Origin of the sequence: Microbacterium sp. RG1, from assembly GCF_005347485.1 — a bacterium.
Classification (GTDB): Bacteria; Actinomycetota; Actinomycetes; order Actinomycetales; family Microbacteriaceae; genus Microbacterium; species Microbacterium binotii_A.
On the sequence record NZ_CP034121.1, the window covers coordinates 774356 to 788504 of the forward strand.

The window sequence follows — 14149 nt, forward strand, 5'->3', positions numbered from 1 at the left end:
CGTTCTATCCTGCCAATCTCCCCGACCGGGGTATGGATGTCATGCGACAAGAAACGCGGGTTCCTTTGCAGACACCCGCCAATTATCAGCGCGGTCGGCGTGTCCCGGCCGCGCGGCGACGCGTGTTGTCCGTTCCGATGGCGCCCAGAACGAGGGCGGTCTGGAGGATCAGCGCTTCGCGCGGCCCCGTCGCATCCCAGCCGATGACGTCGGACACGCGCTTCAGTCGGTACCGGACGGTGTTGGGATGCACGAAGAGCTCGCGCGCCGTGGCCTCGAGCGAGCGGCCGTTGTCGAGGTAGCTCCACAGCGTCGTGACGAGGTCGGAGCTGTGCGCTTTGAGGGGTCGGTAGATGCGCTCGACAAGGGTGTGCTTGGCGAGCGGATCGCCGGCGAGCGCACGCTCGGGAAGCAGATCGTCGGCTTCGACGGGGCGTGGCGCGTTGCGCCAGGCACGAGCCACCGCGAAGCCGGCGAGGGCGGCGCGGGCACTCTGACCCGCGTCGACGAGGGCGGGAACGGTGGGGCCGAGAACGAGGTGGCCGGTTCCGAAGCCGGGCTCGAGGCGCCGCGCGATCTCGGGGAAGGGAAGTTCGGACTGCTCGTCTCCGCCGGCGCGGTGGTCGGCGTCGGTGCGTCCGATCACGAGCACGAGACGGGATCCCTGCACGCCCACGAGGACATCGACGCCGAGCTTGCGGGCCATGCGCCGCAGCTGGTCGACATCGAACTGCGGCGGGGTCGTGCCGACGAGAACGGAGACCTCGCCGTGACCGTGCCATCCCAGAGCAGCGATGCGGCTCGGGAGCTCTTCGTCTGCTTCGCCCGTGAGGATCGAATCGACCACGAGAGCCTCGAGGCGTGCATCCCAGAGCCCGCGGGCCTCGGCGGCGCGCGCGTAGACGTCGGCCGCCGTGAAGGCGAGTTCGCGGGAGTAGAGCAGGATCGCCTCGCGCAGGTCCTCACCGCGGCCCGCGACGCGCTCCTCGGTGACCTCGACGGTGACGCGGATGAGCTGCAGCGTCTGCTGCAGGCTCACGGAGCGCAGCAGCTCGCGGGGAGCCGCAGCGAAGATGTCCGCCGCGATCCACGGCGTCGCTGTCGGATCGTCGTACCACTGGATGAAGGAGGTGATGCCTGCCTGGGCCACGAGGCCCACCGAGGAGCGCCTGGCCGGCGGCATGTCGGCGTACCAGGGGAGCGTGTCCTCGAGGCGCTTGAGAGTGACCGTGGCCAGATCCCCGGAGATGCGTCGCAACCAGGCGAGTGTCTCCGTCTTGTCCGACGACGACTCCGGGGATCGGCTCATTCTCAGCTCTCGCCGCCGGCGTTGCCGGAGGTTCCGGCGTTCACGTCGTGCAGACGGTACTTCTCGATCGCCTGACCGATGACGGAGCGGTCGAGGCGACCCTCATCCACCAGGCCCTGCAGGGTGCGCACGACGATCGAGGGGCCATCGATTTTGAAGAAGCGACGTGCAGCGGCGCGGGTGTCCGAGAAGCCGAATCCGTCGGCGCCCAGGGTCAGGTAGCGCCCGGGGACCCACTGACGGATCTGGTCCTGCACCGCGTGCATGAAGTCGCTGACACCCACCACCGGGCCCTGCGCGTCGCGCAGCTTCTCGGTCAGGTACGCGGTGCGCGGCTCCGCCTCCGGGTGGAGGAAGTTGTGCTCCTCGGCGGCGAGCCCGTCGTTGCGCAGCTCGGACCAGGACGTCACCGACCACACATCGGCGCTCACACCCCAGTCCTCGCTCAGCAGCTTCTGCGCCTCGAGCGCCCACGGCACACCCACGCCGGAGGCGAGGATCTGCGCGCGGTGTCCGTCACCGGAGCCCTCCGAGATGCGGTGGATGCCGCGCACGATGCCGTCGACGTCGACACCCTCGGGCTCAGCCGGCTGCACGATCGGCTCGTTGTAGACCGTGATGTAGTACATGACGTTCGGGTCGGGGTGGTTGCCGCCGTACATGCGGTCGATGCCCGAGCGCATGATGTGGGCGATCTCGTACCCGTATGCCGGGTCGTACGCGACGGTCGCCGGGTTGGTCGAGGCGAGCAGGTGCGAATGCCCGTCGGCGTGCTGCAGTCCCTCACCCGTCAGCGTCGTGCGACCGGCGGTGGCGCCGATGATGAACCCGCGGCCCATCTGGTCGCCGACGGCCCACTGGGCGTCACCGGTGCGCTGGAAGCCGAACATCGAGTAGAAGATGTAGACCGGGATGAGCGGCTGACCGTGCGTCGCATACGAGGTGCTCGTCGCGGTGAACGCCGCCACCGCACCGGCCTCGTTGATGCCGACGTGCATGATCTGACCCTGCGGGCTCTCCTTGTACGCCAGGAGCAACTCACGGTCGACGGAGGTGTAGTTCTGGCCGTTCGGGTTGTAGATCTTCGCGGTCGGGAAGTACGCGTCCATCCCGAACGTGCGGGCCTCATCCGGGATGATCGGAACGATCCGCTCACCGAAGCCCTTGACGCGCAGCAGGTCCTTCAGGAGCCGGACGAACGCCATGGTCGTGGCGATCTCCTGCGTTCCCGAGCCCTTCTTCGGCAGCGCGTAGGCCTTGTCATCCGGCAGTTCGAGGCCGACGTGCGTCGTGCGGCGCTCGGGCAGGAAGCCGCCGAGCTTGCGCCGACGCTCCACCATGTACTGGATCGTCTCGTCCTGTGCTCCGGGGTTGTAGTACGGAGGCTGGTACGGGTTCTCCTCGAGCTGCGCGTCGGAGACCGGGATGTGCATCGCGTCGCGGAAGTGCTTGAGGTCGTCGAGGGTCATCTTCTTCATCTGGTGGGTCGCGTTGCGGCCCTCGAAGTGCGGACCCAGGCCGTAGCCCTTGATGGTGTGCGCGAGGATGACGGTCGGCTGGCCCTTGTGCTCGACGGCCGCCTTGAACGCCGCGTAGACCTTGCGGTAGTCGTGGCCGCCGCGCTTCAGGTTCCAGATCTGGTCATCGGTGTAGTCCTTGACCAGGGCGGCGGCGCGCTCGTCGCGACCGAAGAAGTTCTCGCGGATGTACGCGCCGTTCTCGGCCTTGTACGTCTGGAAGTCGCCGTCCGGCGTGACGTTCATCAGGTTGAGCAGAGCGCCCTGGTCGTCGTTCGCGAGCAGCGAGTCCCACTCGCGGCCCCAGATGACCTTGATGACGTTCCAGCCCGCGCCGCGGAAGAAGCTCTCCAGCTCCTGGATGATCTTGCCGTTACCGCGGACGGGGCCGTCGAGGCGCTGCAGGTTGCAGTTGACGACGAAGGTCAGGTTGTCCAGACCCTCGTTCGCAGCGACTTGGAGCTGACCGCGGCTCTCGACCTCATCCATCTCGCCGTCGCCGAGGAACGCCCAGACGTGCGAGTCGGACAGGTCCTTCATGCCGCGGTTGGTGAGGTACTTGTTCGTCATCGCCTGGTAGATGGCGTTGACGGGTCCGAGACCCATCGAGACGGTGGGGAACTGCCAGTACTCGGGCAGCAGACGCGGGTGCGGGTACGAAGGAAGTCCGAGAGGCGCCGCCGACTTCTCCTGACGGAAGCCGTCGAGCTGCTGCTCGCTCAGGCGACCCTCGAGGAAGGACCGCGCGTACATGCCGGGCGAGGCGTGGCCCTGGAAGAAGACCTGGTCGCCGCCGTTGGGGTCGTCGAGACCGCGGAAGAAGTGGTTGAAGCCGACCTCGTAGAGCGCGGCAGAGGATGCGTAGGTCGAGATGTGACCGCCGACGCCGATGCCCGGGCGCTGCGCACGGTGGACGGTCATGGCCGCGTTCCACCGGATCCACGCGCGGTAGCGGCGCTCGATCTCCTCGTCGCCGGGGAAGTCCGGCTCGTTCTCGGGGGCGATCGTGTTGATGTAGTCGGTGGTGGGAACCATCGGCACACCGAGGTGAAGCTCACGCGAATCCTGAAGCAGGCTCAGCATGATCTCGCGACCGCGTCCGCGGCCCTTCGCCTGGACGAGCTGCTCCAGCGACTCGCGCCATTCCGCGGTCTCTTCCGGATCGCTGTCGAGGGGGCCCTGCGAGTACGGATCCTGTTGGTTGACAGTCACGAGACGCCTTTCATCACACGGCAGGTCTTGCCGGAAGGAACCATCGGGTTGGTGCGAGCCTTGTCGGCAGTGGACAAATGCACCATCGTCCAGCTTAGCGAGTGTGTAGACGGCCCCGGGTGACATGGCGGATCGGGCCTGCGGCTTTCCCCGCCTAGACTGTCAACGAGGGGCCTTTAGCTCAGCTGGTAGAGCGCCACGTTTACACCGTGGATGTCGTCGGTTCGATCCCGGCAGGGCCCACCGAGCGAGGGGCCCCACGCGTCGCGGACGCGACGTGTGGGGGAGCAAGGGGGAGGCCCACCGAGCGAGGGGCCCCGCGCGTCGCGGAGGCGATACCTCATTTCTCCACATCCTGACAACAGTCGGATTCGCGCGAGCTGATCGTGAAATCATCGGGCTGAGTGCGAAGGGGGAGCGCCATGACAGGTGAACTCAAAGTCGGCGGTTCGCGTATCGAGCTGCTCGTTGCGGAGATGGAGCGCGCGCGTGCGGAGATCGCGCGCATCCTTGATAGGTTGAAGGCGGAACTCGACCGTCTCAGCGGCGAGTGGAGCGGAGACGCCCACCAGGCCTACAAGATCGCCCAGGAGCGCTGGATCGCCAGCATGGCCCAGCTCCATGACGAACTCGAGCGCGTTCGCCGGCGCACCGAGGAGTCGAACGAGGTCTTCAGCGACGCGCAGCGCGCCACCCAGCGGCTGTGGAGCCAGTGATGGCGGAGATGGCAGACATCCAGCAGCGACTCAGCGAGATCTACCGCTCCGATCCAGAAGTGTGGATGCAGGCCGACGAGTCCGAAGCGGTCCGTGTATCCGTCGACGGCGACGGCAAGGTCGGCGCCGTGCGGTTCGCGCAAAACTGGTGGCAGCGCCTGCGCCCCGAGGATGCCGGCGCGACCGTTCTGACGCTCGTTCAGGCGAGCCGCGCGGCGCGGGGTGAGACCGCCACCGAACTCGGTGCGGATGATGCAGCGTGGGAGCGCGCGACCGGTGCGACGCCGAATACCGCCCCGCTCCAGCCGCCGTCGAGCGACCGCGACGAGCTGATGGGCCGACTTGAGACGCTGCTGACGGCGTTCGCGCAACTCGATACCTATCGGAAGTCGGTGATGGAAGCGGCGCGCGAGACGGTCGAGCTCCGCAGTCCGTCGGGCGAGGTGACGCTGGAAGTCGTGGGTAGCGGAGTCCGGCGTCTCACCATCGATGCGCGGAACGCGCAGTTCACTCCCGAGGCGCAACTCGAACGGGAGATCGTGGATTTGTTCGCTCGGGCTCGTGAGCAGCTGGGCGTGCGGCAACAGGACGCGCTCGATGACCTTCCCGAGCTGAGCGCCGTGGTGAGAGAGGTCCACGCGGCCGAAGGACGCGCGTGAGCGCGCGTGCTCACTGAAGCTCTCGATACACAGGAGGAACGATGAGTCATCAGGACTACGAGGCAGCCCTCGACGACCTCAAGCAGGATGCCACCGCATGGAGCACGCTGTCCGGGACGTTCGCCGAAGTGCGCACGATCGTGGACGGCTGCGAGCTCGGACGTTGGGAGATGGACGGCTTCGGGCACATGTCGGGAGCCGAGGCGAACTACAACACCGCGCATCAGACGATCTACACCCTCATCGACAGCGCCGTCGCCGAGTTGCAGAGCGTCTCCGACAAGTTGCTCGAGACCAAGCGGAACTACGAGGCTGCCGACGGCTACTCGCAGTGGCTGCTCGATCAGGGCTGAGCCCGAGAAGGAACGAGGAGACACCGTGACATCTGTCATCCCCAGTGATCAGGGCACCTTCGACTCATTGGTCAAGGGCGTCACCGACGGCATCGACGACATGCGCGAGAGCCTCGACGAGTGCGTCGACACCTTCAACCGAAGGAAGGACGACATCTCCTTGTGGGAGAAGTTCATGGAGTGGTTCATGGACCGCATGGGCGAGGTGCGCGACAAGCTGCAGATCGCCGTGGAGAAGTTCGGCGAGTTCTTGGCGATCATCGGCGACTACCTCAGCCCGGGCAACCCTTTCGCCATGTACGGGAAGCAGGATCAGTGGATCGTCGTCAAGCAGAAGGTCAGCGGCTCCCGCACGACCATCACCGCGGACTATCTCAAGGCCGACACGAGCTGGAAGGGCGACCCGGGAGACGGATACGGCGCCCTCGCGGGCCGTCAGAGCACGGCGATGGAGACCGTCGTCGGCTATGTCGACGGAATGATCGACTTCCTGGGCGACTACGCGCAGAAGATCCTGAACACGTGGATCGACTTCGGTAAGCGGATCGCCACCTACGTGCTCGACCAGATCAATGCGGGCGCCTCGTTCATCACTGCTGATCCGTTGGAGTGGCTGGACGCCGTGCCGAAGATCGTGACCCTCTGCACGAACCTCGTGCAGCTCGGCGTGGACGCCGTCGCCTCGTTCGGCACGAACTTCACGGACTCGAAAGCGAAGGCGGACCAGCTGAAGCAGGACATGGCGAATCTCTACGGCTTCCCGAACGGCAGCTGGCCCGCTGCGACGCTCGGCTGATCGTGACTCGCGCATCGTCGCATCGGCGGCTGGCGCTGCCCGGCGTACTGCTGGCTGTGGCTCTCGGCCTGTCTGCGTGTGCTCCATCCGTGGCACCGCTCGACGGGCCTCCGGAGTTCGACGCGGACACAGCCGGCCTCCCGGGTCAGGTGGAGACCTTCTTCGGCTATCTCGCCGGTGGGCAGGCGGCCGCGGCCTTGAGAATGACCGATGTCGCGATCGATGAGAGCGCTCCGGGTGCTCCGTTCATCGGTGACGAGGCTTATGAGTCCCTGATGGATCGGCCGTCGCTCAAGAACGTCGGGGAGCCCAAGGTCTCGGACGACGGCACCCTGGCCGACATCGACGTCACGTACGCCATCGGGGCGGACGAGCGGTCGGAGACCCTCCAGCTCGCGTACGTCGATAAACAGGGCGACATTCCCGCCCACTGGGTCTTCGTCGTCGACCCTGCGTCGGCCGGCTTCGACGCCGCGGGCGCCGCGGACCTCCCCTCCGGTACTCGCTACAGCGTCAACGGCGTGGATGTCACGTCGGCGTTCGAGAATCTGTCCGGCTCGTCGTCGCGTGTCATGGCGTTCGCGGGAACCTACCCACTGGAGATCGCTGTTCCTGGTGCGACGCCGACGACCGAGACGATCGCCATCGATGTCGACACGCTGTTCGGCACCATGAGCGCCGACGGCAAGTTGTCTGGGTTCGCCGACTCGCTCGGTGGCTGAGGCGCAGCGGGCGCCTCGATCGTTCGCTGAGCTCATGTGAGCGCGCGGATCCGTGCCAGCCTGCGGCCGCTCAGCAGCCGGGACCGCGCGGATTCTGTGCGCAGGTCTGGTTGACGAGGGCGGTGCGAGCTTCGAGGACCCGCAGTGCCTGCGGCGCCGCATCCGCGACCACGGTGCCGTTGACCGCTCGCGTCGTGACTCCGAAGTCGACGACGGCTGCGTAGGCGACGCTCACAGTGACGGTGTAGTCGCCGGGTGAGACGAAGGTATGGCTCGTGGGGGTCGGCGTGAACTGCGCTTGTCCCAGTGCGGCCCAGGGCGCGCCGCCCGTCGACGTCGTACTGATCGCGCCATCGCCGTAGTCGAACCGGAACCCGACAGGGGTGAAGCGAACAGTGACCGGGCGTCCGAAGAGCGTGCCCGCGATCGTGTGCTCGGAGGCGCCCGCGATGACGTTGGTGGGAAGTCCCGCCACGCCGAGCCCCGCCGGCTCGGCGGCGAAGGACGGCCTCTGCGGAGTGAACGCCGCGAGATCGGCCACCGTGACAGCGGGAATCTCCTCCGTCGCCTCGTCCTGCGGAATCTGTTCGTAGAGGAGGTCCATTCCGAACGGATTCTTCGGCTCCGCGGGCGCCGTCGCACCGCCTCCGGGCCCGCTCGTCGGGATCCACTCCGACCCGCCGCCGTTCGTTCCCGGCTGCGTCTGCGTGCCCTCCACGATGACGGACGTGCCGTCGGTGCTGGTCCAGCAACCTTCTCCGAAGGATGACGCGCCGCCACAGGTCCCGGGCGAAGACGAGACCAAGAACGAGAGCAATACGGCTCCACCAGTAACCAGGGATGTCAGCACTGAAGTGGCTCCGCGCTCAACGCAATCTGAACGAGCCTGCCCGATGAGTTATCGATCAGAATGTCCAGTGACTGCACGTCCGGCCGTGTCGGGGAAACGACGGATGAGCCATCGGTGGCCTCGAGTGTCACCTGTGAGACGTCATAGCATGCCCGGATGGTTGCCATCGGTTCCGACCACTCGACAGGCTGAGTATGTGTGATTACAGCCTGGCCTCCTTTCGCCCATCCGTCGGCATGCATCTGCGAGAACGTCTCACGATCGATGGCGTTAAGCTCTCCCATCGTCAACTCGTACACGGGCTCGAAGGTGGCGGGGTCGCTCAGGTCGACGTTGTTGAGTGCGTCGATGTAGGCGCGGTAGGTCGCCTCGGCGGCGGCGAAGGCCTCGGCCTCGGTGGCGAATCCCGTCGGGGTGGGCGTCGGGTCGGGCGCCGGCGTCGTGCAGCCGGACACGCCCAGCGCGACGAACAGGCCGATCATGGCCGCAATCGAGACGTGACGCCGGGACATGCCGACACGGTATCGGCGGGCAGGCGACGTCGGCTGGGCTTATCCACAGCCGGCGGGCGGCCGCATCCGCTCGTCGTGCGTGCCTCCTGTTTCTCGCCCGTCGGAGATTTGCGCCGATGTCGGAGGATTCGGGCGGAAACCTCCGACGCGACGCCGAATCTCCGACCTGCGCGCGCCGGATGCCTGCGGGCGTAGGCCTCGTGGGCGTCCCGCCGGAGCCGGAAGCAGGGGAGGAGAGGTCAGCCCCAGCGGCGCACGGCCCAGCGCTGCAGGACCGCGAGCAGGGAGTCGGTGAGCTTTCCGATGACCGCGAGCAGGATGATGGCGAGCACGATTTGATCGACGCGCCCGTTGTTCTGGCCGCGCAGGAGCAGGAACCCGAGGCCCATCGATGCGCCGAGAAGCTCGGCCGCCACGAGGAAGAGCCATGCCTGCACGAGCGCCAGACGCAGCCCGGAGAAGAGCGCAGGAAGAACCGCGGGCAGCTGCACCGTGAAGAACAGCCGCAGGCCGGTGTAGCCGAACGAGCGGCCCATCTCGACCAGCTGCGCGTCGACGTGACGCAGCGCGAGCGAAACCGTCGTGAACACAGGGAAGAACGCGCCGATCGCGATCAGGATGATCTTCGACTGCTCGCCGACCAGGAACCACACGATCAGCAGCGGCACCCACGCGAGACTGGGCACAGCACGGATGACGCCGAGCGTGGGGGAGAGCAGTGCATCCCAGAACCGCGACAGCCCGATGAGACCACCGAGCGAGATGCCGAGCAGCGCGCCGACGGTGAACCCGATGACGACCCGCTGCAGCGAGATGGCGGTGAACTGCCACAGCTCACCGCGCTGGGCGAGGTCGACACCGGCGGTGACGACGGCCTCCGGGCTCGGGAACTTGTAGGCCGGGACGATGGGCGCCTCGGGGTTCGTCAGCAGGAACCACAGCGCGACCAGCGCGACCGGCACCACCCAGCCCAGAAGGGTGCGTACGCCGCGTCGTGACAGCGGTCCGCGTGCGGATGCGGTCTGCGCCGTGCGGGGGGCGGTGCCGCTCGTGCTCATCGTCGTGTGGTCCTCTCGGCGGCGGGTGTCAGCCCTTGGCCTTCTCGGCGAACTCCGGCGCGAACAAGCTGTCGAGCGCCTTGTCGACCTTGTCCTGCGAGGTCACATCGCCCAGCGAGACCTGGATCGCGCCGATCGGGGCGAGCACGGTCGCCAGCGCGGATCCGGGCACAGGATCGACATCGAGGCCCTCACGTTCGTCGATGACCTTCTGAGCGACGGCCAGATCGATCGAGGCGGCGTCGGCGAGGATCTGCGCGGTCTTGTCGGGGTTCTCCAGCGCCCAGGCGCGCGCACGCTCATACGCGTCCACGACCACCTGCACGACCTCGGGGTGGTCCTTGATGATCGATTCGGTGGCGTTCAGCACGCTGTACGAGTTGAAGTCGAGGTTGCGGTAGAGCAGCTTCGCCCCGCTGGCCTCCGCCGAGGCCATGATCGGGTCGAGTCCCGCCCACGCCTGGACGGAACCGCCCTGGAGCGCCGCCCATCCGTCGGCGTGGATGAGGTTCTGCACGGTGACGTCGTTGATCGACAGGCCCTCCGCCTCCAGCGCCTGCACGAGGAAGAAGTACGGGTCGGTGCCGAGCGCGGCTGCGACCGAGGTGCCCTTCAGATCGGCGACGGAGGTGATGTCGGAGTCCGCGGGCACGACGAGCGCGGACCACTCGGGCTGCGCGACGACATCCACGATCTGCTGTGGAACGCCGTTGGCGCGGGCGAGGAGCGCGGCGGAGCCGGCCGTTGAGCCGAAATCGATGGCTCCGGCGCGCAGCGCCTCGTTGGCCTTCGACGAACCCAGCGATTGCACCCACTCGACGTCGTACCCGTCGGCTTCGAGCCAGCCCTGGTCCTTGATGATGAGGCTGAGCGGGTTGTAGGTGGCCCAGTCGAGCTTGATGGTGACGTCGGATGCGGCGGCTCCGCTGCCTGCGGGAGCGGGAGCATCCTCCCCGGCGACACAGCCCGAGAGGGCGACGGCGGCGACGGCGAAGCCGGCGAAGGCACCGAGGAGACGGCGAGAGCGGGACATGGCAAGCCTTTCGATTGCTGTGGAAAGGGAGGGTGCGGGACGGGAGGTCAGTGCGCGTGGCGGTCGATGCCGAGCGCGCCGAGCAGATCGGCGCGGAGCTCGGCGAGCTCGGCTGAGCCGCGGTCGCGCGGCCGGGTGCCGGGGACCGTCACCAGGCGCTGGATGCGGGCGCCCGCAGAAGACCCTGATTCGACTCCGAGAACGATGACGCGGTCGGCGACCTGCAGGGCCTCGTCGACGTCGTGCGTGACCAGAAGCGTGGTCGTGGGCGCCTCATCCAGGATCGAGAGCAGGAGATCCTGCATCTTGAGTCGTGTGAGTGCGTCGAGGGCGCCGAACGGCTCGTCGAGCAGGAGCACACCGGGCCGCCGCGCGAGCGCGCGAGCGAGCGAGGTGCGCTGCGCCATTCCACCCGAGATCTCGCGAGGGCGATGGTGGGCGAAGGCAGTGAGTCCGATGAGCTCGAGCAGCGATCCGATGCGCTGCGAGCGCTCGTCGCGCGAGAGGCCCGCAGGAAGTCCGAGGGCGATGTTCTCCGACACGGACCGCCAGGGCAGCAGTCGCGGTTCCTGGAAGCCGATGGCGACGCGGGCATCGTGTGCGGCGACGGGCTCGCCGTCGATCGACACCGATCCCTCGCTGGCACGGTCGAGGCCGCCGGCGATGCGCAACAGCGTCGACTTGCCCGAGCCGGAGGCTCCCAGGATCGCCACGAGCTCGCCCGGCTCCACCGTCAGATCGATCCCGTCGAGCACGATGTGCGTGCCGAAGGTGCGCCCCAGACCGTCGAAGTGCAGAAGGGATGCAGGCGCTCCCGCATCCGGATGGACGCGGTCCGTGGCGACGGCGGTGCTCATGGCGGGCTCCTCGGGGCGGACGGGGGTCGAGTCCCGAAACTAACGAGCCTTGTCGGTTCGAGCACACCGGCCGACACGGGAGGTAACAAGCCGTCACCGCACCGCCGCCGCGGCGCCCTGTGCGCTGGCGTAGGTTGGAGGGGTGAACGCCGCCCACGCTGACCAGTTGCGCCTGTTGGATCTCGCCGACATCGACGCCCGCCGCGCGCAGGCCGATCACGCCCGACGCAATCCTCCTCAGGCCGCACGCATCGGCGAACTCGTGAAGGCCAAGCAGCAGCTCGCTCAGGAGCTCGCCGCGCGCCAGAACGTCGTCGACGATGTCGCCGCGGAGCTGCGGCGTGTGGAAGGCGACGTGGCGCTGGTCGTCGCGCGTCGTCAGCGTGATGAGGAACTGCTGCAGAAGACCGCGAGCGCGAAGGATGCGGTCGGCCTCGAGCGGGAGCTGGCGTCGCTGACACGTCGGCAGGACGAGCTCGAAGAGACGCAGCTGGAGCTTATGGAGCGGCTGGAAGCCGCGGAGGCGGCCGTCGCCGAGCAGCAGCAGCTCGTGGGCGCGAACCACGACGAGGGTTCGCGCCTCTCGGCGGAGGCGAAGGAGACCGTGGAGGCCGCGTCGGCTCTCGAACAGCAGCTGGGCCGTGACCGCGCCGCTGTCGCCGGGTCCGTTCCCGAGCAGCTCCTCGCGCTGTACGAGAAGCTGGCGACCCGCTCGGCGGGGGCGGCACTGTTCCAGGCCCGTACCTGCGGCGGTTGCCACATGATGCTCTCCGGCACCGACCTGGCGGCTTTGCGGCAGGTTGCCGACGACGTCGTGGCGACGTGCCCGGAGTGCGGCTGCATCCTCGTGCGCACCGCCGAGTCGGGGTTGTGATCCGCCGCGGTCGGATGAGATGACCGGCCGCGGGGGCACGCCGTCGTCGTCCTGGCGGATCGTCGCGGCCGACGGCGTCCGTGATGTCTCCGGCGACGCGCCGACGCCCACCCGCTGGGTGTGGGCCGATACCGCCGCGAGCTACCCGGTGATCCTCCAGGCGGGGGATCGCGTGGCGCGCGCGTGGGACGTGCGGCTGGCACGCCGCATCCTGCGCCACAGCCCGCTGAGCCCCGTGAGCGTGCCGTGGAGCGCGAGTGACCGGTGGGATCTCGCCCCGACCGCGAACGACGGCGGGGAGACGCTGTTCGCGTTCGACCAGGTGCCCGCCTTCGATCTCGATGAGGTCGAGGCCGAGTGGCGCGCCCAGCAGGGCGTCATCGCCGCATCCCACGATCCGGGGCGATTGACGCTGCTCATCACGGCGGAGTCCGCGGGCGCGCTGATCGCCGCCGAGATGCACGCCGCGGGCCTGCCCTGGCATCGCGCGACGCACGAGCGGATCCTGGTCGACACGCTCGGCCGTCGCCCCGTGGGCGGCGGAGCGCCCGACCGCATGCGTGCGGTGGGCGAACGGGTGCGCGCGGCGCTCGGTGACGCCTCGTTGTCGCTGGACTCCCCGCCGCGAGTGCTCCGCGCGCTGCATCGGGCCGGGCTGACGGTGGGCTCGACGAGCAAGTGGGAGCTCGCCCGCATCGAGCATCCGGTGGTCGAGCCCCTTCTGGAGTACAAAAGGCTCGCGCGGCTGTACACGGCGAACGGCTGGGCGTGGCTCGACGAGTGGGTGCGCGCCGACCGGTTTCGACCCGTGTACGTGCCGGCGGGCGTCGTGACGGGTCGCTGGGCATCGAGCGGCGGGGGAGCACTGCAGATCCCGAGGCAGCTGCGTCCGGCCGTGCGCCCCGATCCCGGGTGGGTCATCGTGGATGCGGATGTGGCCCAGCTCGAGCCGCGTGTGCTCGCCGCGATGTCCCGCGACACGAGGATGGCGGAGGCGGCGCGCGGGCGGGACCTGTACGAGGGGATCGTCGCCACCGGCGCGGTCGCGACCCGTGAGGAGGCGAAGTACGCGGTCCTCGGGGCGATGTACGGCGCGACCACCGGCGACAGTGGACGCCTCGTACCGCGTCTGCGCAAGACGTTCCCGAGGGCGATGGCCCTCGTCGACGACGCGGCGGTCGCCGGGGAGGACGGCCGCGGGGTGGCCACCTGGCTCGGACGCGGCACACCCGACGCGGAGGCGCCGTGGCTTGCGTTGCAGGCGCGCGCGAGCGAGGCGGATGCGGAGCCGGGCGTTCGTGAGGGTGCGCTGCGCGCTGCGCGCGAACGTGGCCGCTTCACGAGGAACTTCGTCGTGCAGGGCACCGCGGCGGAGTGGGCGCTGTCCTGGCTCGCCGAGATCCGGCGGCGCCTGGACGCACTGCCGGCCGCATCAGGACCGCCCGCATCCGCATCCGGGCCGGCGTTCGCAGATCGCGCGCATCTGGTGTTCTTCCTCCACGACGAGGTCATGGTGCACGCGCCGGAGGAACTGGCGGACGCGGCCGCGCGGGCGGTGGCCGAGGCCGCCGAGGCGGCAGGGCGCCTGCTGTTCGGCACGTTCCCGATCGACTTCCCGCTCGATGTCGAGGTCATCCGACAGGAGCCGGACGATGCGGCTCAGCCCCGGTAGACTCGACAC

14 protein-coding genes and 1 tRNA gene are annotated in these 14149 nt (G+C 68.4%); 8 read left to right on the plus strand and 7 right to left on the minus strand.

Annotated elements, in window-relative coordinates:
- Positions 1 to 85: 85 nt before the first annotated feature.
- Together EHF32_RS03665 and aceE are read right to left on the minus strand one after the other, a co-directional pair.
- Positions 86 to 1309 (minus strand): PucR family transcriptional regulator, encoded by a 1224-nt coding sequence (locus EHF32_RS03665; RefSeq protein ID WP_137416865.1) that lies wholly within the window; start codon positions 1307 to 1309, stop codon positions 86 to 88.
- Between the two features lie 2 nt (positions 1310 to 1311).
- Positions 1312 to 4038, minus strand: a complete 2727-nt coding sequence (gene aceE / locus EHF32_RS03670) for a pyruvate dehydrogenase (acetyl-transferring), homodimeric type (RefSeq protein ID WP_137416866.1) — start codon at positions 4036 to 4038, stop codon at positions 1312 to 1314.
- A gap of 170 nt (positions 4039 to 4208) precedes the next feature.
- On the opposite strand from aceE, the gene EHF32_RS03675 reads away from it, so the two are divergent.
- The 6 genes from EHF32_RS03675 to EHF32_RS03700 all read left to right on the plus strand — a co-directional run bounded on the left by EHF32_RS03675 (position 4209) and on the right by EHF32_RS03700 (position 7284).
- Positions 4209 to 4281: transfer RNA gene (locus EHF32_RS03675), tRNA-Val, on the plus strand.
- 179 nt (positions 4282 to 4460) lie between these two features.
- Complete coding sequence (locus EHF32_RS03680; RefSeq protein ID WP_137416867.1) at positions 4461 to 4754, plus strand: WXG100 family type VII secretion target; 294 nt, start codon at positions 4461 to 4463, stop codon at positions 4752 to 4754.
- An 8-nt stretch (positions 4755 to 4762) separates the two neighbouring features.
- A complete protein-coding gene (locus EHF32_RS03685) occupies positions 4763 to 5413 on the plus strand; it encodes a hypothetical protein (RefSeq protein WP_137416868.1) in 651 nt (216 codons plus the stop codon).
- A 41-nt stretch (positions 5414 to 5454) separates the two neighbouring features.
- Positions 5455 to 5766: a hypothetical protein gene (locus tag EHF32_RS03690; RefSeq protein ID WP_137416869.1), complete on the plus strand. Its 312-nt coding sequence runs from the start codon at positions 5455 to 5457 to the stop codon at positions 5764 to 5766.
- A gap of 25 nt (positions 5767 to 5791) precedes the next feature.
- On the plus strand, positions 5792 to 6562 hold the full coding sequence (locus tag EHF32_RS03695) for a hypothetical protein (protein ID WP_137416870.1): 771 nt from the start codon (positions 5792 to 5794) through the stop codon (positions 6560 to 6562).
- An 89-nt stretch (positions 6563 to 6651) separates the two neighbouring features.
- Positions 6652 to 7284, plus strand: coding sequence for a hypothetical protein (locus EHF32_RS03700; protein ID WP_137416871.1), 633 nt, complete (start codon positions 6652 to 6654; stop codon positions 7282 to 7284).
- 70 nt (positions 7285 to 7354) lie between these two features.
- Here the strand turns inward: EHF32_RS03700 and EHF32_RS03705 are convergent, their stop codons facing one another.
- The 5 genes from EHF32_RS03705 to EHF32_RS03725 all read right to left on the minus strand — a co-directional run bounded on the left by EHF32_RS03705 (position 7355) and on the right by EHF32_RS03725 (position 11594).
- On the minus strand, positions 7355 to 7888 hold the full coding sequence (locus EHF32_RS03705) for a PKD domain-containing protein (RefSeq protein WP_137416872.1): 534 nt from the start codon (positions 7886 to 7888) through the stop codon (positions 7355 to 7357).
- Positions 7889 to 8127: 239 nt separating this feature from the next.
- Positions 8128 to 8646, minus strand: a complete 519-nt coding sequence (locus EHF32_RS03710) for a hypothetical protein (protein WP_137416873.1) — start codon at positions 8644 to 8646, stop codon at positions 8128 to 8130.
- A 239-nt stretch (positions 8647 to 8885) separates the two neighbouring features.
- Positions 8886 to 9704 carry an ABC transporter permease gene (locus EHF32_RS03715; RefSeq protein ID WP_137416874.1) on the minus strand — a complete coding sequence of 273 codons (819 nt, stop codon included), beginning with the start codon at positions 9702 to 9704 and terminating at the stop codon, positions 8886 to 8888.
- Between the two features lie 28 nt (positions 9705 to 9732).
- Positions 9733 to 10737: an aliphatic sulfonate ABC transporter substrate-binding protein gene (locus EHF32_RS03720; RefSeq protein WP_137416875.1), complete on the minus strand. Its 1005-nt coding sequence runs from the start codon at positions 10735 to 10737 to the stop codon at positions 9733 to 9735.
- Between the two features lie 47 nt (positions 10738 to 10784).
- A complete protein-coding gene (locus EHF32_RS03725; protein WP_137416876.1) occupies positions 10785 to 11594 on the minus strand; it encodes an ABC transporter ATP-binding protein in 810 nt (269 codons plus the stop codon).
- 142 nt (positions 11595 to 11736) lie between these two features.
- Here EHF32_RS03725 and EHF32_RS03730 point away from each other — a divergent pair, with 142 nt between their 5' ends.
- Both EHF32_RS03730 and EHF32_RS03735 read left to right on the plus strand, forming a co-directional pair.
- Positions 11737 to 12468, plus strand: coding sequence for a zinc ribbon domain-containing protein (locus EHF32_RS03730; RefSeq protein WP_137416877.1), 732 nt, complete (start codon positions 11737 to 11739; stop codon positions 12466 to 12468).
- Between the two features lie 19 nt (positions 12469 to 12487).
- Positions 12488 to 14140 (plus strand): bifunctional 3'-5' exonuclease/DNA polymerase, encoded by a 1653-nt coding sequence (locus tag EHF32_RS03735; RefSeq protein ID WP_137416878.1) that lies wholly within the window; start codon positions 12488 to 12490, stop codon positions 14138 to 14140.
- Positions 14141 to 14149 lie beyond the last annotated feature (9 nt).